General features: G+C 65.7%; 11 protein-coding genes and 1 tRNA gene. 4 read left to right on the forward strand and 8 right to left on the reverse strand.

Annotated elements, in window-relative coordinates; all coding sequences use genetic code 11:
- Positions 1–12 precede the first annotated feature (12 nt).
- Positions 13–285 (reverse strand): HU family DNA-binding protein, encoded by a 273-nt coding sequence (locus ABDZ92_RS13485; RefSeq protein ID WP_125962450.1) that lies wholly within the window; start codon positions 283–285, stop codon positions 13–15.
- Positions 286–497: 212 nt separating this feature from the next.
- A complete protein-coding gene (gene lon / locus ABDZ92_RS13490) occupies positions 498–2,894 on the reverse strand; it encodes an endopeptidase La (protein ID WP_125962451.1) in 2,397 nt (798 codons plus the stop codon).
- Positions 2,895–3,032: 138 nt separating this feature from the next.
- Here lon and ABDZ92_RS13495 point away from each other — a divergent pair, with 138 nt between their 5' ends.
- On the forward strand, positions 3,033–4,739 hold the full coding sequence (locus tag ABDZ92_RS13495) for a M1 family metallopeptidase (protein WP_125962452.1): 1,707 nt from the start codon (positions 3,033–3,035) through the stop codon (positions 4,737–4,739).
- Positions 4,740–4,743: 4 nt separating this feature from the next.
- Here the strand turns inward: ABDZ92_RS13495 and ABDZ92_RS13500 are convergent, their stop codons facing one another.
- Positions 4,744–6,720 carry a putative bifunctional diguanylate cyclase/phosphodiesterase gene (locus ABDZ92_RS13500; RefSeq protein ID WP_125962453.1) on the reverse strand — a complete coding sequence of 659 codons (1,977 nt, stop codon included), beginning with the start codon at positions 6,718–6,720 and terminating at the stop codon, positions 4,744–4,746.
- An 82-nt stretch (positions 6,721–6,802) separates the two neighbouring features.
- Between ABDZ92_RS13500 and moaA the strand changes: the two genes are divergently transcribed.
- From moaA to ABDZ92_RS13515, 3 genes are all read left to right on the forward strand, one after another.
- Positions 6,803–7,801 (forward strand): GTP 3',8-cyclase MoaA, encoded by a 999-nt coding sequence (gene moaA, locus ABDZ92_RS13505; protein WP_125962454.1) that lies wholly within the window; start codon positions 6,803–6,805, stop codon positions 7,799–7,801.
- Positions 7,798–8,574, forward strand: coding sequence for an NAD kinase (locus ABDZ92_RS13510; protein WP_125962455.1), 777 nt, complete (start codon positions 7,798–7,800; stop codon positions 8,572–8,574). The genes moaA and ABDZ92_RS13510 overlap by 4 nt, the downstream gene beginning before the upstream one ends.
- A gap of 123 nt (positions 8,575–8,697) precedes the next feature.
- Positions 8,698–8,772 (forward strand) — tRNA-Asn (locus tag ABDZ92_RS13515).
- Here ABDZ92_RS13515 and ABDZ92_RS13520 read toward each other — a convergent pair.
- The 5 genes from ABDZ92_RS13520 to ABDZ92_RS13540 form a co-directional block, all read right to left on the reverse strand.
- Entirely contained in the window at positions 8,756–10,327 is a 1,572-nt protein-coding gene (locus ABDZ92_RS13520) for a recombinase family protein (protein WP_343763295.1), read from the reverse strand. The genes ABDZ92_RS13515 and ABDZ92_RS13520 overlap by 17 nt on opposite strands.
- A 473-nt stretch (positions 10,328–10,800) precedes the next feature.
- The gene (locus ABDZ92_RS13525) at positions 10,801–11,385 is read right to left on the reverse strand and encodes a lytic transglycosylase domain-containing protein (protein WP_247650752.1); all 585 of its coding nucleotides are present in this window, start codon (positions 11,383–11,385) and stop codon (positions 10,801–10,803) included.
- Positions 11,375–14,326 (reverse strand): MobF family relaxase, encoded by a 2,952-nt coding sequence (gene mobF, locus ABDZ92_RS13530; RefSeq protein ID WP_168846112.1) that lies wholly within the window; start codon positions 14,324–14,326, stop codon positions 11,375–11,377. The genes ABDZ92_RS13525 and mobF overlap by 11 nt, the downstream gene beginning before the upstream one ends.
- On the reverse strand, positions 14,323–16,368 hold the full coding sequence (locus tag ABDZ92_RS13535) for a type IV secretion system DNA-binding domain-containing protein (protein ID WP_168846113.1): 2,046 nt from the start codon (positions 16,366–16,368) through the stop codon (positions 14,323–14,325). The genes mobF and ABDZ92_RS13535 overlap by 4 nt, the downstream gene beginning before the upstream one ends.
- On the reverse strand, positions 16,365–16,667 hold the full coding sequence (locus tag ABDZ92_RS13540; RefSeq protein ID WP_168846114.1) for a hypothetical protein: 303 nt from the start codon (positions 16,665–16,667) through the stop codon (positions 16,365–16,367). The genes ABDZ92_RS13535 and ABDZ92_RS13540 overlap by 4 nt, the downstream gene beginning before the upstream one ends.
- Between the last annotated feature and the right edge of the window lie 269 nt (positions 16,668–16,936).

The raw sequence follows: 16,936 nt of genomic DNA on the forward strand, positions 1-16,936 counted from the left end.
CCGCAAGGTCGATCAGTTGACCGAGTCCTTCAGGCCCTTGCCCGCCTTGAACTTGGGCTGCGAGGATGCCTTGATCGTCATCGGCTCGCCGGTGCGCGGGTTGCGGCCGGTCGACGCCTTGCGCTTGCTGACAGAGAAGGTGCCGAAACCCACCAGACGCACCTCGTCGCCCTTCTTGAGCGCGGCCGAGATCGACTCGAACACCGCCTCGACTGCCTTGGTCGCATCACCGCGGCCCAGTCCCGAAAGATCGGCGACCTGACCAATCAGCTCCTGCTTGTTCATTCGTTCTAACCCCTTTTTGTCGTTGGGGAGCAGGGCACGCGATCGGCCTTTCCGCCCCCCCGGCAGCCGGGGCAGTTAATGCGCCTCTCCCCGGCCCTGTCAAAGCAATTCGGCCGCACCCCACCCCAGGGATGCGCCATCCAGCCGCACCGGCGTAGGCCGCGCGGGAGTGGTTACTCCACCCCCCGCGGCCCTTGACCGAAGCGTCGGGATCAGTGGTGACGTACCTCGCCGATGCCTGGCACCGCCGCCGGCGGCTGCACCGCCAGCTCGTCGGCATCGGTCCAGTCGATCGCCTCCAGCGGGCCGGTGAGCGCCAGCCGCAGCACCTCGTCGACGTGGCTGACCGGCACGATCTCCAGCCCCTGGCGGATGTTCGCGGGGAGGTCGGCCAGGTCCTTCTCGTTCTCCTGCGGGATCAGCACGGTGGTGATACCGCCGCGCATCGCCGCCAGGAGCTTTTCCTTGAGGCCGCCGATCGGCAGCACGCGGCCGCGCAGCGTTACCTCGCCGGTCATTGCCACCTCACGCCGCACCGGCACGCCCGTCAACGTCGAGACGATCGAGGTGACCAGGCCGATGCCCGCCGAAGGACCGTCCTTGGGCACCGCGCCCTCGGGCAGGTGGACGTGCACGTCCTTGCGCGCGAACAGGCTCGGCTTGATGCCATAGGTGGGGGCACGGGCCTTCACGAAGCTCATCGCCGCCTCGACCGACTCCTTCATCACGTCGCCGAGCTTGCCGGTCGTTTTGATCGCGCCCTTGCCGGGCACGGTCACGGACTCGATGGTGAGCAGTTCGCCGCCCACCTCGGTCCAGGCGAGGCCAGTGACGGCACCGATCTGGTGCTCCTCCTCGCCCACGCCGAAGCGATACTTCCGTACGCCCGCGAACTCGTGGAGGTTCTCCGGCGTCACCGTGACGCTCTCCGCTTTCCCTTCCAGGATGCGGCGCAGCGCCTTGCGCGCGAGCTTGGCAATCTCACGCTCCAGCGTGCGGACGCCGGCTTCGCGCGTGTAGTAGCGGATCAGGTCGCGCAGGCCCTCGTTGGTGAGCGCGAACTCGCTTTCCTTCAGCCCATGCGCGTCGATCTGCTTGGCGATCAGGTGCCGCTCGGCGATCTCGACCTTCTCGTCCTCGGTGTACCCCTCCAGCCGGATGATCTCCATGCGGTCGAGCAGCGGCTGCGGCAGGTTGAGCGAGTTGGCCGTGCACACGAACATCACGTCCGACAGATCGATGTCGATCTCGAGGTAATGGTCGCTGAACTTCGCGTTCTGCTCCGGATCGAGCACTTCCAGCAGCGCCGAGGCGGGGTCGCCGCGGAAATCCTGGCCGAGCTTGTCGATCTCGTCGAGCAGGAACAGCGGATTGCTCGCCCCCGCCTTGCGCAGGTTGGTGACGATCTTGCCCGGCAGCGAACCGATATAGGTGCGGCGGTGGCCGCGGATCTCGGCCTCGTCGCGCACGCCGCCCAGCGACTGACGGATGAACTCGCGCCCCGTCGCCTTGGCGATCGACTTGCCGAGCGAGGTCTTGCCGACGCCGGGAGGTCCGACGAGGCACAGGATCGGCCCCTTCAGCTTGTTGGTGCGCGCCTGGACCGCGAGATATTCGACGATCCGGTCCTTCACCTTCTCCAGCGCATAATGGTCCTGGTCGAGCACGGCCTGCGCGGTGGGCAGGTCCTTCTTGAGCTTGGAGCGCTTGCCCCAGGGCAGCCCCAGCAGCACGTCGAGATAGTTGCGCACCACCGTCGCCTCGGCCGACATCGGCGCCATGGTCTTGAGCTTCTTGAGCTCGGCCGTCGCCTTGGTACGCGCTTCCTTGGACAGCTTCAGCGTCGCGATCTTCTGGGTCAGCTCGGCGATCTCGTCGCCTTCGCCTTCCTCGCCCTCGTTGCCGAGCTCGCGCTGGATCGCCTTCAACTGCTCGTTGAGGTAATATTCGCGCTGGGTCTTCTCCATCTGCCGCTTCACGCGGCTGCGGATTTTCTTCTCCACCTGGAGCACGCCCAGCTCGCCTTCCATGAAGGCGAAGACCATCTCCAGCCGCTTGACGGGATCGCTCTCGACCAGCAGCGACTGCTTGTCCGCGACCTTCACGGCGATGTTGCCGGCGACCGCATCGGCCAGGCGCGACGGATCCTCCAGCTCGCCCAGCTGGCCAGCCGTTTCGGACGGCAGCTTGCGGTTGAGCTTCGCGTAATTCTCGAACTGGTCGACGACCGAGCGCATCAGCGCCTGGACCTCCGTACCCTCGGCAACCGCACCCTCAACAGGGGCGACGCTGGCGGTCAGGAAGCTGCCGCTCTCGTCGAGCGTGTCGAGCGCGGCACGTTCCTTGCCCGACACCAGCACGCGAACCGTGCCGTCCGGCAGCTTGAGCAGCTGCAGCACCTCGGCGGTGACGCCCATGTCGTAGAGATCGTCGCGGCTGGGATCGTCCTCCGCAGGATCGAGCTGGGCGACCAGGAAGATCTCCTTGTCGGCCGCCATCGCCGCTTCCAGCGCCGCGACCGACTTGTCGCGGCCGACGAACAGCGGAACGATCATGTGCGGGAAAACCACGATATCGCGCAGCGGCAAGACAGGATAGGACTTGTTCATGCAAACTCCGGCGGCGCCGCACGCCGGCGCCATTGGCCTGTATATGGGGATGTGGCGCGGCGGCATCAATCGCCGGTCGACCGCAACCACGCTCCCCGCCGGCTTGTGGGGCGCAGCCACGTCGCCCATGAAGTAGCGATGTTCAAGAACGCTGCGCCGCTCCTCCCGCTTCTGCTCTCGCTCCCCGCGTCCGCCCACCCGATCGAGAAGGGAATGCCCCCCATCAGCGCGCAGACCCAGCGTTCGGGCGGAGCACTGACTGCCGAGCGCGCTGCCCTGCGGCTGCATTCGGCCGACCTCGCGATCGAGGTGATCCCGTCGCGTCAGCAGCTGTCCGGTGTCGCAACGCTGGAGCTGCACACCCTCGCACCCGTCCAGCGGCTGCTGATCGACCTCGACACCAATCTACCGGTTTCCGAGGTCGCGCTCGCCGGCAAGACACTGCCGCGGGCCGCCTGGAGCCATGTCGACGGCGTGCTGACCGTGACGCCGGACAGCCCGGTTGCCGCCGGTGCGAGCATACCCCTGCGCATCACCTATGCGGGCACGCCGCATGTCGCGGTCCGGGCGCCCTGGGACGACGGCATCGTCTGGTCGCAGGCGCCGGACGGCTCCCATTGGGCGGCGACCACGGCACAGGGCTATGGCTGCGACCTGTTCTGGCCGTGCTTCGACTTCCCCCAGGGCGAACCCGCCGTCGTCACGCTCCACATCACCGTGCCCAAGGGGCTGAAGGCGCCCTCGAACGGTGTGCTGCTGGGCGTCGACACGCTGCCGGACGGGCGCACGACCTGGAACTGGCGGGCGACCACGATCAACCCCTATGACGTCGCGCTCAACATCGGCCCCTATGCGGAGCTGTCCGGCAGCTATCGCAGCCGCTTCGGCAACAGCGTGCCGCTCCACTATTGGTACCTGCCTGGCAAGGAGGCGCAGGCGAAGCGGCTGTTCGCCGAATTCGCACCGACGCTCGACTTCTTCGAAACGCTGATCGGCCCCTTCCCGTTCGGCGCGGAGAAGCTGGGGGTCGTCGAGACGCCGCACATGGGCATGGAGCACCAGACCATCAACGCCTATGGCAACAACTATGCCCAAGCGCCCGAGGGCTTCGACTGGCTGTTCCAGCACGAGCTGAGCCACGAATGGTTCGGCAACCAGATGACGGCGGCCGACTGGGACGACTTCTGGCTGCACGAGGGCTTTGGCCAGTACATGCAGCCGCTCTACGGCCGCTGGCGCGAGGGCGAGGCCCGCTACGCCGCCATGATGGCGCAGCAGCGCTTGCGCATCTTCAACAAGGCGCCCCTGGTTTCCGGCACCTCGCGCACCAGCGAGGAAGTCTATGAGGACGGAAAGGGCGGCCCAGGCGCCGACATCTACTTCAAGGGGGCGTGGGTGCTCCACACCTTGCGCAACCTGATCGGCGACGCCGCCTTCTTCGACGCCACCCGCCGCCTGGTGTATGGACGGCCGGACCCGCGCCCGGGCAATTTCGAACCGCGCTTCGCGACCACCGCCGAGTTCGAAAAGCTGGCGGCGCAGGCGGCCGGGCGCGACCTCGACTGGTTCTTCGGCATCTATCTGCACGAGGCGGCACTGCCCGAGCTGGTCGAGACCCGCAACGGCGACCAGTTGCACCTGCGCTGGAAGACGCCGAACGACCGTCCCTTCCCCCTGCCCGTCGAGGTGCAGGTCGGCGAACGCCTGGAAACCGTTTCCATGACCGGCAATCAGGGTAGCCTGACCGTGCCTGCCGGTGTCCATCTGGTGATCGACCCGATGGCGCGCATCCTGCGCCGGTCTGAGGCCGTGGAGCGGTACCAGGCGCAGCAAGCCGCGAAATAGCCGCTCAGGACGCGGCGACCAGCGCCTCCAGCGCCGGCAAGGCGAGCGGCTCGGCGCAGAGATAGCCCTGGAAGAACTGGCAGCCTTCCTTGGCGAGCAGGTCCAGCTGCTCCTCCGTCTCGACTCCTTCCGCCACGACGGCGAGACCAAGCGATCGCGCCATGTCGATCACCCCCCGCACCACCACGCGGTCGCGCGGCGATCCGGTGATGTCCTGGGTCAGGCTCTTGTCGATCTTGAGATAGTCGAGCGGCAGCGCCTTCAGATAGGCAAGGCTCGAATAGCCCGTCCCGAAATCGTCGATCGCCACGCGGCATCCGCCGGTGCGCAGTTCTGCGAGCAGGCCGGACGCCTCCCCCAAGTCCTCGATCAGCCCGCTTTCGGTGATCTCCACCGTCAGCCGGTTGCGCGGAAAGCCGCTTGCGTCGACCCGGTCGAGCAGCAGGTCGGCGAAACCGGGGTGGGCTACGTCCTCCGCCGTCACGTTGATCGACAAGCGCAGGCGGGCGAGGCTCTCCGGCCAGCGCGCGGCGCGACGCAGGGCGCAGCGCTGGACATGCTCGGAGAGCGCGACGGAGAGCCCGGCGCGCTCCGCCGCTCCGAACAGAGCCTCCGCGCCGATCTCGCCCCGTGTGGGATGCCGCCAGCGCGCGAGCGCCTCCACGCCCACGATGCGGCCGCCGCCGATCGCCACCTGCGGCTGGAACAGGATTTCCACCTCGTCCCGCTCGATCGCCTGCGGGATATCGAGCGCCAGCCCGTCGAGTTCTTCGCGCCGCCGCCGATCGCCCTCTGCGGCGTCGGCCGCGAACCGCGCCCTCTGAAGCAACTGGGCCGCGGTCTCTCCTGCAACGCTCGTCACGTGACCGATGCGTGTGGAGAGCCGCGCGACCTGCTCGCCGGTCACGAACGGACGCGCCAGCGCCTGGCGGACCGCGGCGTCCGCACGCTGCATCTGCGCTTGCCCCACACCGAATGCCCCGATCAGGAACTCGGCGCCTTCTGCGCGCGCGACCACCGCCCGCCGGCCGAGCGGTTCGCCGACCGCTGCCTCGATCCGGCGTAGCGCCGCGCGCAGCAGCCAGTCGCCTGCCTCCCTCCCAAGGTCCCGATTGATCGCTTCCACACCGCCCAGGGACACCAGCGACAGCGAAACCGCGCGCCCCGCGCCCAGCCGCCCGTCGATCCAGGCGGTGGCGCCAGCGAGGTCACATACTTCCGGCCCGGCCGGTGCCTGCGCGGCGCCGCCGTCCGCGACGAGGGGCTCCACCAGCGCGCGCATGCCGCCGCCCTGCAGATCGCGCTGCAGATGCACCACCATCCGGCCTTGTCCCGGAACGGTCTGTGCAAAGGCGACCGCCGGACGCCGTGCGTCCAGGCTGCGGCGCGCGTCGCGCAAGCTCGCACGCGCGGATTTCGGCAGCGCCCCCAGCAGCGCATGCGTCGTCGGCGCAAGATCGAGATGCAGCATCGCGGCCAGGGCAGGAGAAAGGCGGTGGCGATCGCTTGCCCGGTCATAGGACCAGGCAAGCGCCCCGGCGCGCCCGTCCAGGTCCCGCCAGCCACCCCCCAGGCGCTCGACGTGGCGGAAGGCGAAGCGCACCGCCTGCGCCAGCTCGATCTCGGTGACGGGGCTCACCAGAAAATGGGTGGCGCCGGCGGCAAGCACGTCGTCCAGGCGCGCGGCATCCCCCTTCGACAACAAGGCCAGCAGCGCGCCCGGCGCGTCCGATACCGGCGCCGCAAGGTCCGCCAGCGCGGCAAGCCCGTCCTCCAGCGCGCCGCGCGCATCGACGACGGCGACAGGGGCGCCGCTCGTTCGAAACCGCTGTGCAACACCGTCCCTGCGGCGGGCGGCGATCACCTGCCACCCAGCCTTGGCATAGAGGTTCGACAGTTCGTCGCGCTGCCGAAAGGAGAGAAGGAACAGCATCGGGTTCGCGATGCCTTGGCTCGTGCCGACTGCGCCCATCTGCCCCATGCGCGGACCCTAGCCGCCCGGCACGGGTTCGCCAATCCGCCACGGCCTTGTCTCATCTCGGGCGAAGCCCTAGCTCAGGGGCATGGCAAGCGCCTCCGCCCTGATCGATGCGCATGGCCGCACCATTCGCTACCTGCGCATCTCCGTGACGGATCGATGCGACCTCCGCTGCCGCTATTGCATGTCGGAGACGATGCAGTTCCTGCCGCGCGAACGCCTGATGAGCGTCGACGAGATCGCGACCCTGGCGGAGTGCTTCATCGCCCGCGGCGTGCACAAGATCCGTCTCTCGGGCGGCGAGCCGCTGATGCGCGGCGACACGGTGGCTCTGGCGGAGCGGCTGGGAAGCCGGCTGGGCAACGGGCTCGACGAGCTCACCATGACGACCAACGCCACCCGTCTCGCGCGGCATGCCGGGGCGCTGGCGGCGGCGGGGATCCGGCGCATCAACGTCAGCCTCGACAGCCGCGACCCCGACACCTTCCGGCATATCACCCGGACCGGCGACCTGGCGCGGGTGCTGGAAGGAATCGAGGCGGCGCGCGCGGCCGGCATCGCCATCAAGATCAACATGGTGGCCCTCAAGGGGCTCAACGAGCACGAGATCGCGCCCATGCTCGCCTGGTGCGGGGAGCAGGGCTTCGACCTCTCCCTCATCGAAACCATGCCGCTCGGCGTCATCGACGAGGATCGTACCGACCGGTTCCTGCCGCTGCCCCAGGTGTTCGAGGACCTCTCGGCGCGGTTTTCTCTCGTGCGGGATGCCTTCCGCACCGCCGGCCCCGCCCGCTACTGGCAGCTCGCGGGCACCACCACGCGGCTGGGCCTCATCTCCCCGCTGACCGCCAACTTCTGTGACGGGTGCAATCGCGTGCGACTGACGACCGAAGGATTGCTCTACCTCTGTCTGGGGCAGGATGCGCATGTCGACCTCCGCGCGGCCCTGCGCGACGGCGGCCCGCCCGCGGTCGATGCGGCGATCGAGGCCGCCATGGCGCGCAAGCCCGCCGCACACGACTTCCGGATCGCGCCCGGCGCGGCCCCCGCCGTTGCCCGTCACATGAGCGTCACCGGCGGATGACCACGCCGCTGCGCCGAGCGCTGATCGCCTCCCCGACGCCCGCTGCGCAGGAGGCGGAGCGAGAACTGCGCGAGCAGTATGAATGGGCGTCTCTGGAAGAGGCCGAGCTGGTGGTCGCGCTGGGCGGCGACGGCTTCCTCCTCCAGGTGCTGCACCAGCTGCTGGAGTGCCGGTCCAACGTGCCGGTCTTCGGCATGAACCTCGGCACCGTCGGGTTCCTGATGAACGAGTGGCGCCTGGGTGGCCTCGACGAGCGGCTGGCGCGCGCGAAGCCGTTCAAGGTCTCTCCGCTCGAGATGCTGACGGAGACGATCTCGGGCGAGGTTCGCCGCCTGCCCGCGATCAACGAGGTGTCGCTGCTGCGCGAGACGCGCCAGGCGGCCAAGATCGAGGTCAGCGTGAACGATCGGGTGGTGATGCCCGAGCTGGTCTGCGACGGCATCCTGGCAGCGACCCCCGCAGGCTCCACCGCCTACAACCTGTCCGCGAACGGCCCGATCCTGCCGCTTGGCTCCGCGATGCTGGCACTGACGCCGATCAGCCCGTTCCGCCCGCGTCGCTGGCGGGGCGCGATCCTGCCCGATCGCGCGCGCATCTCGCTTCGCATCCTGGAGGCTGAGAAGCGCCCGGTGAGCGCCGTCGCCGACCAGCGCGAGGTGCGGGATGTCGCACGCGTGGAGGTGGAGATCGACCGCATGCGCGACCTGACGCTGATGTTCGATCCGGAGCATGCGCTCGACGATCGAATCACGATGGAACAGTTCATCGCCTGAGGCGCCGCGGATTTTGAGTTATTTTCGTCCCGGATCAGACACTTACTGAGAATCGGGAAAAAAGCCGCGCGGGGTGCTTGCCAGATCCGAAAACCCGCTGCTATAGGCGCGCCTCCGAAGCGTTCCCCGGTAGCTCAGCGGTAGAGCAATCGACTGTTAATCGATCGGTCGCCTGTTCGAATCAGGCCCGGGGAGCCATTTCCTTTCGGGGGGCATTTCGCCCCCCCGAAGGGGTCGGATCAGATCCACCATCGGTGGCAATTTTCTCAAGAATTCCAAATGGTTCGCGGAAGCTGACCGTCAGTTCGCCGAAGGCGAATTTCGAGTTCGATAATACCAAATTCAGAGCCCTTCTTTTGGTCACCAGAGACTGCTCCGCAAAGCGGTTGTGAGCCGTCCGGGCGAAATCCAGGAGCGCCAGGCCGTCGTCGATCAGGTCGTCTTCGGCGCAGTGGAGGCTCTCCATGTTTCGCAGAGTCCGATCACGTTCTTCGCGCCAGGTCGCTGAAACCCGATCATGGAAGTCATCCGTGACGCGCCCATCTAGCTTATCGAGGTAGAGCTTATCGAGCCGGTGCTGGAGGCGATCGGCTTCCGCCCGGAGCCGCGCTATTGTCTCGTCACGGTCGCGTCGCTCGTCGGCATGGCTCTCGCGTAGGGCCCGCTCGATGAGGCCGAATGTCACGTCGTCCAGCTTGAGCAGCCGAAGGACAGCGGCGAACTGCTCGTCGAGCACCTCTTCCCGGACGTAGCGCTCTGGGCACCGACCTTTGAATTTCGAGCAGTGGTAATAGATATACCGGCCCTTCTTAAGCTCGGCGGTGACCGCGCAGCCACAGTGGCCGCAGGTGATCAGCCCTGTGTAGGCAAACTGCAGCCGATTACCGTGAACGTTAGAGATGGACCGTCCATCGAGGATCTCCTGCACGTTGGACCATGTCGCGTAGGTCGTGAGCGGCGTGTGAGACCCCTTGTACGTCTTGCCGAGCCACTCAAACGAACCGGTGTAGATCCTATTCCGCAGCATGGTGTTGATCGTGCTGCCCCCGACGGGCTTCTGACTTTTGCGATAGCGCAGGCCCGCCGCATTGGCCATTTGGGTGACTTCTTTGATGGAATACTGGCCGCTCTCGAACCATTCGAACACACGGGTGACCAGTGGTCCGACTTCCGGATCGAGCACGATGACCTTCTTCCCCAGCGGGCCCATCACGTTCGAATAGCCCAGTGGCGCGCAGGTCGGCCAAATGCCCTGCTCTGCCTTTTCGAGCATCCCTTTGCGCGTCTCCTCGGAGAGGTTGTCGATGTAGTTCTTGGCCATCAGCACCTTGATGCCATGCATGAACTTTTCCGAAGATCGCGAATCTCGGGAGAGGACGACATTCTCTTTCACGAAGTGGATTTCGATATCCAGCCCGTCCACCGTCACCCAGTCTTTCAGGTTACGGTATAGTCTGTCGGTTTTCTCGACGAGGATCGTCCTGACGCTGGGATGCGACCGGATGTACCGAAGCATTTCCTCAAATCCGACCCGGCCGGCCCGCTTGGCGGTCTCGACGTCGACGTGTTCGGCAACAACCGAAATCCCGTTCAGGTCGGCATACTCCCGTATCAGCTTCAGCTGGGCCGGGATAGAAAACCCTTCCTTCTCCTGCTCACTTGTCGATACCCGTGCGTACATAACGGCCTTGTTGCGCTCGGTAACAATACGCTTAGCCATTGCCTGTACGGTTTTTGCGCGCGGTTTTGCCATGTCTACTGATCTCCTCACTCACAATATACCACCCTTCCTCCAGTTTTTGAATGAAGTTCTACAAGTTCGATATGTGCCTTACTTGGGCTTTCTTTGTTTTACTTAGCCATCCCCATCGCCTTTCTGACGCGAATATTGGCCCTTGAAGGCCAAAAAATAGTCCGTTAGGTCGCCAAGAAATTTTCTCGCTTCGTCATCGCTAACCGGTCGAGCCAAGCGCGCCTCGAAATGAGCCCGGGCGTCGGCCACCAGCCCGGGAGAGAATAGCGAGCGCCTGGAAACTCGTTGCGGCCCGAATCCCAGCAAGGGGTTTGGTCGCACGGACTGAGGAGGCTCTGGATCCGGGGGCAAAGCGGCGGTCGGTAGCGGGGCCAATTTCGGCACCTGGACACGCGCGGCCTCGATTGCTCTCACTTCGTCTACGGCGGGAGGCACAATGCCCGTCCCGGACGGTCGTGGTCGGCGCCGTCTTCTCATTGCGTCGCAGCCGAGGCAGGGCGCGCGGTCCCTACGAAAAGGTTCGAGCCGAATCGCCGTCGCAGATGCTTGACGACACTCGCTGTATATCTGCGTTGCCTCCAACCGGTCGGACTATGATAGACGCCGACCGCTTTCCAATAGTCGCCGGTTGTTGCCAGCCCGGACAGGAATATCCAGCGAGCAGCCTCGACGTTGAAGCACGCATCCTGTTTCAACCAATGCCGGATGTGGCGCTCCGGCCGTCCGCTTACGGCGGCGAGGCGGGGCACCCACCAGCTGTTGACCTGCAGCGGCCCGAGATCATGGCTGCCGTCGCCATTCGCGATCTCGGCGCCAATCCATCCCCCCTCCTGATCGCGCAATCCCCAGAGGGTTTTCCCGAGCCAGGCACGACCACCAGCTGACCGGGCGATACACGCTGCGACGATTGGCTCATCCGATGACCTCGGCTTCGCGGCACGGGCCTCGAACGACGGGAGTGGAATAAGAGCCACGGCAATCGCCAGGGCAATCTCGGGGCCGAATGACACAATGGTGCGCCGCGCCGCGGCCAGCTGCGGCGAGGCACTAGTGATCATGGCTGCCTCCATGATCCTGCTGCTGCGCCTGAGCCGGCTCGGCCTGTGATTGGGTAGCCGGCCGCGCCGGGTTCTCCATGCTGCGGGCCAGGATGCCCGTCAGCCATTTGTCCACGGCACCAGCCGCGGATTGCGCACGTCCCGCCAGGAGATAGGCCAACCCGCCTTGCTCGAGGCCGTGGCGCGCCTCTCGCTCGGCTTCCATCCGCTGTTTACGCGCACCGCGGTCGCTGCGCTGCTGCTCACGCAGGCGGTCCCACCGATCTCCATGGCGGGCCTCACGTTCCTTGTGGCTATCTCGACCGAGGCGCCCCAAGCCCTCCAGTGCCGACGTCTTCTCTCCTGAATGGCGCTCCAGCTTATCGACGAGCCGGTCGCGGTCCTCTGTCCAGAGCTTCACACCAAACCGGGCTCGCGTGATCGCGGTGTAGTAATTCTGTCCGTTCACCAGACCGGAATTGACCGGAGCAAGGACGTAGGCGCGAGCGTAAGTCTTCGACTGCGCCGAATAGACCGTCTCAGCGTAGCCATGATCCCAGGTCTTATGCTCGCCGAGGTCGATCGACTGGAGCCGGCCGTCGCGGTCCCACCGTATCGTCGCCCGGCTTCCGTCGAGACTCTCCACCGTGCCTCGTTCGGCATTCTTGAGATCAAGGTCCTTGCTGGCGAGACGCCATTGGATCCGGTCACCCTTCGACAGGTCGCGCTCTTCCTGTCGGAACACATTGACCTGCGACGCCTTCCCGATGCGAGGATCCCAGCGGATTGTGCGACCATGTTCATCGATCAACCGGACGACCTGCCGCCCTCGCCCGTCGCGCCCGATCCCGACGACGCGATATTCTGCATCGCGCGCGATCCCCAGATCAGCATTGTCCCGCGAGAAGACGAGCACCTGTCCGCCCGAATAGAACCGGGCGAAGTGTTTCTCCTGGTCGGTCATTCCGGACGGCGTCAGGACCGACAGACGGGCCTCCTCGGCCGCGATGGCGCCCTCTGTCTTCAGCGCCTCCCTGATCTTCGTGTTGACGATCAGGCGGGTGGCATTCTCCAGAACGAGGATGTTGGTGTTGGCGCGGTTCTCCGGCTTCAGCCGCGTCCATTCGCCAACCAGTCCCTTGGCGAGCGCTTCGGCGTCCCCTCCGCTTGTAACCTTGTCCAGGTTCTCGAGCGACGCGGCATAATTGCCCAGGCGCGCCTGGGTGACCGCCGCTTTCATCATCCGGGTTTCCTGCCGGACCGATTCGGTCAGTTCCGCCGTCGGCAGCCCGAGCTTCTGCAACAGCCAAAAGGCCTTGCCCTGCTCGATGGCACCGGTCTGCTTGTTGTCGCCCAGGACGATCAGCCGTGCCCCCGTCATACGGCTGATCTCGAGCACGCGAAGCGCCTGGCGGTTGCCGAGTTGCCCGGCTTCGTCGAGCACCAGGACATAGCCATCATCGATATTGCGTCCGCCCCCGGCGACCAGACTGGCAACGGTGCGAAACTCGATCCCCGCACTGGCGCCAAGATTGGCGGCTGCCGACGAAGTTGGAGCGAGCGCGATGAGCGTCGTTCCCCGCGGCGCAGCTTCGTTGAGCGCCTTCACCAATGTCGATTTGCCTGCGCCGGCGACGCCGTGAACGCCGACCAGCCGATCGCTGGTCGTGCCGATGTGGAGAAGCGCCGCCTCCTGTGCGGGATTGAGCCTTGGCTCCGCCAAGACTGCGCGGATGCGTTCGGGGGTCGAGATCGGCGAGGCGTCGCCAAGCGACAGCGAGAGATGCTCCGAGAGCGCCAGTTCCAACCGGGCGGTGCGTCGCGTCGTCCGTCCGCGGGTATGGACCGCGTCGCCGGTTTGATGGGGCGTTGCGAGCAGCTTGAACCGCTTCTCATGCTCCTCGACCAGCGGTCGGACATCCGAGAGGCGGACCTCCCCTACATGGGAAGCAAGTGCGAGGCGGAACATCCGTCCCAGGTTGTTTACCGCCTCGCGTGTCTCGGCCTGGCGGATGCCGAATAACATGGCGCGGGCGGATAGCTGGGGATCTGGAGCAAGGTTGCGGTCGCCGGTCTGATCGGCTTCGGCGCGCACCTCCAGCATCGCATCGCGGTGCTTTTCAGATGCGGCGGCCCAGCGGTCACGCAGCTCGTCAACGCCGACCTTCTGCTTCGGGGGTCGCGTTTCGTAGAACGATTTGCGGCGAGCCGCCTGCCCCGTCAGCCCATGCTCCTTCGCATGCGCCTCGATTTCCTGGGACCGTTTGGAATTCTCGACGATGAGGTCGCGAGGAAGACCGTGGATCTCGAACAGACCGGTGCGAGGGTCCGAGGCGACCTCATAGCCGATCTCCCGGATCTCATGTGCCAGCTCGTTCCGGTAAACCTGCCCGGCGACGATCTGCTCGACATACATCGCCCGGGTTTCGAGACTGACCATCTGGCCGTCGTCGTCGCGGTTGGTCATGTTCATAACCACGACATGCGTGTGGAGTTGGGGGTCGAGCTGACGCGACGCATGTTCGGTGAACTTCGCGAAGATCAGGCGCCCGGTCGTCTCATGGACGATCTCGCCGTTCGATCGATGCCGGAGCATCGCGTGTTCTTCGAGATAATCGAGTGCGACCCCGACCGCGCGTTCGTGCGCCGCGACCAGACGTTCGTCGCCGTGAACGAGCGCCATGATCGATACCGATTTCGGAGCACTGACCGCGAAGTCCCAGCCCGGATGATGCTGGATGCTGCCATCGGCCCGGTGCCGGCCGAGTTGTTGGTCGCCGACCTTTCCCGCGAGCAGGTCCGCGAAGATGGCGGGATCGACCCTGCCCTCCAGCCCGAGCTCGGCGGCGATCCTGCCACCCCATTCGGACGGCTCGTCGCCGCCCTTGGTGTAATAATCGCCGACGGTGTAATATTTCGCGATGTTGGCGGGCGTGCCCTTGAGGCGGCGGGGATGGATCATGCCGGGTCCGCCGCATTGCGGTCGCCGTCACGCCGACCGTGCTGCTTAAGCCGGAACGCAGTTGCCCTCCCGTACAATGTGAGCTGGGGCGTCACGATTACCGGCTCGATGTCGCCCGTGGAGCCGCTCGACGACGGCGTAACTGGCTCATCTGATGGTGGCGCTTCCTGCGCCTCCGCTGGGGACACCGCAGGCGCCAACGGTAGCTCATCCGTCGCCTCTTCTTGATGCGCACGCCGCCGCTTCGCCGGCGGGCGGGTCGCTACAGGTTCCGACTGCGTGGCCGGCTCAGACGCGGCGAGCGGATCGATCGCCATGCGCGCCGGGGGCGACAACCGCTCCTCGAACGCGACGCAGACGGACGGCACGCGGTTGTAGCTATCCTGGAACTGTACGACCGGCAGATTGCGCCCGAAGCGGAGATAACCGCACAGGTTGGGCAGATTGGTCACCTCGGTGTGCATGACTAGCGGCCGGGTGACCTGCATGCGTGAGAGGTTCACCCCGTCGCGCATATCGTTCACGCCGTAAGACATGCCCTCATTGGCTTCGACCTGCTCGACCTGGCCCAGATTCTCCGAGACATGCTTCGCGGTCGGGGTGTCGTTGGCGCGCAGTGCCACCCAGGTCGAACAATAGCCGGTGATCGCCGCGGCATCCTGAATGCCGTAGGTCGCCTCGAGCTGCGGATAGGACTGAAAGCCGAGGATGCCGCACCCGCCATATTTGCGGGCGCGCGCCAGGAAGTCCGAGAGCGACGGCAGTTTCTGGAGCGAAGGCAGCTCGTCGATTACGCAATAGAGACGGCGGTTGCGGTCGGCGGAAAGGCTCATGATGGCGCTGATCGCAATATCGAGCCAGACCGTGATCAGGGGCCGGAGCGACGGCAACTGGTCCGCCTTCACCGTGATAAACAGCCAGCTGTCATCCTTTTCGTTGGCGACCCAGTCGCGGATCGAAAGCCCGTCCTCGGTGTCATCGAGATAGGAGAAAGAGCGCATCACCGAGGCAAGCTCGGCCTGGATACCTGCCGATGTCCGCTCCCCCTCCAGGGAGATGAAGGCGGCAGCGTCGGTCCCTTGCGCGAACGCGGCCAGATCCTTCAACTTCGACCTGAGCAGGGTGTCGAGGAGGATCGACACGAGCGTGCGCTGCTGCCGGGCGAGCTTGCGCATCACTGCGACCAGCGTTCCGCGCGCAGACTTTGCCCAAAACGGATCGCCCGCTTTATCCGGGATCGTCGACTCCGCGATCTGGTCGTAGTGATAGTCGCGCGGGACATCGACCCAGGGGGACCAGCGGTCGGAGCGCACGTCGAGTGGGTTGAGCAGGATGTCGGTGCCGGGGCGGTAGAATTTCTCGACGAAGGTACCTGCGGTATCATAAACAATCGCGCGCTTGCCGCGCTGGCGGATCCCGTCGAGCATCTTGATGATGATGTTGGTCTTGCCCGTTCCGGGGGCGCCGCAGATCAGGATATGTTCGGGCTCGAACGCATCGGGGACGTTCACACCGCCGATCTCGAAGCTGCCGCGAGCGCTCCGCCAGAGCGCCCGCCGCACCTGCCGGACGGTGCCGAACCGAGCCCCACGCAGAAACTGGTTGGAGCCGAGCCCCCTCCCCGTCCGGGTGAAGTAGAACCAGGCCCAGAACAGCATCGCGAGCGCGAACACGCCGGACAGCGCCGCCCCATGGATGAGGTATGTCTCGAAGGCCTCGAGCGTCCGGTGCGCGACACCCGATTCCAGCAGGCCTTTCGGTGAGGTCCAGTACTGCCGGCCGTCCGGTGTCTTGAACAGCAACGGGGTCGCGTTGCCGGGGATGGAATCCCCCATGACGCTCGCCTGCGCGAGCTTCATCAGGACGAAGCGCTCATATTCGGAGGACTTTTCGAGTGCGTACCAGATGACCCCGCCGACCCAGATCACGAGCCCCGCGACCAGGGTCTGATAGAAGACCTGCGTGGTCATCCGCACATTGTGGACGATGGCCTGGCCACCCCGGGTCCAGCTCCCCAGCGTGTCGTGGCGAAAAATGCTCATGGCCGGTCCTGCTCGGGATCGAGCAGCCCCCTTTCCCGGAGCAGCCGCCGCGCATCGTCCAGCCCCTGTTCGAGGACCTCTGGCGTGCGCTTGCCGACCGACGCGGCAAGGATTGCGAGCGCCTGAATGCAGGTCGCGTGGAGCTCGTCGAAGCGCGCGTGATATCCCGACGGATCGGTGCCCTCGAAGCGCTCGAGGATGTCGCGACAGTAAGCGGCGGTGGGGGATCCCGCGTCGCGGGCGCGTCCGTCGAGGCGCCTGAACAGCGCGTCGTCGAGACGGATGGTGATACGAGCCAAGGGGCGAGACTCCCGTCTGGCACCCTGACGATCATGATGAAGCGTCGCCCTTATAGCGGAATTAGGCCGCGATCTCAAGGATTTGTGGCGGCAGCCGCCGGCAGCTGGATTGAGTTAAGCAAGCTCAATGACTTGAGCCGGCGGCATATCTCGGATGGCTGCCAGTGGCGGCCAGATTGCGCCAAATCGGCTGCCGACCTGTGCCACGCATAAGCCTTTAAAATAACTGGCGAAAAGAGCATCGCAGCACCCGTGCGTACGGTGCATTA

Origin of the sequence: Sphingomonas molluscorum (assembly GCF_039522995.1) — a bacterium.
GTDB lineage: Bacteria > Pseudomonadota > Alphaproteobacteria > Sphingomonadales > Sphingomonadaceae > Sphingomonas > Sphingomonas molluscorum.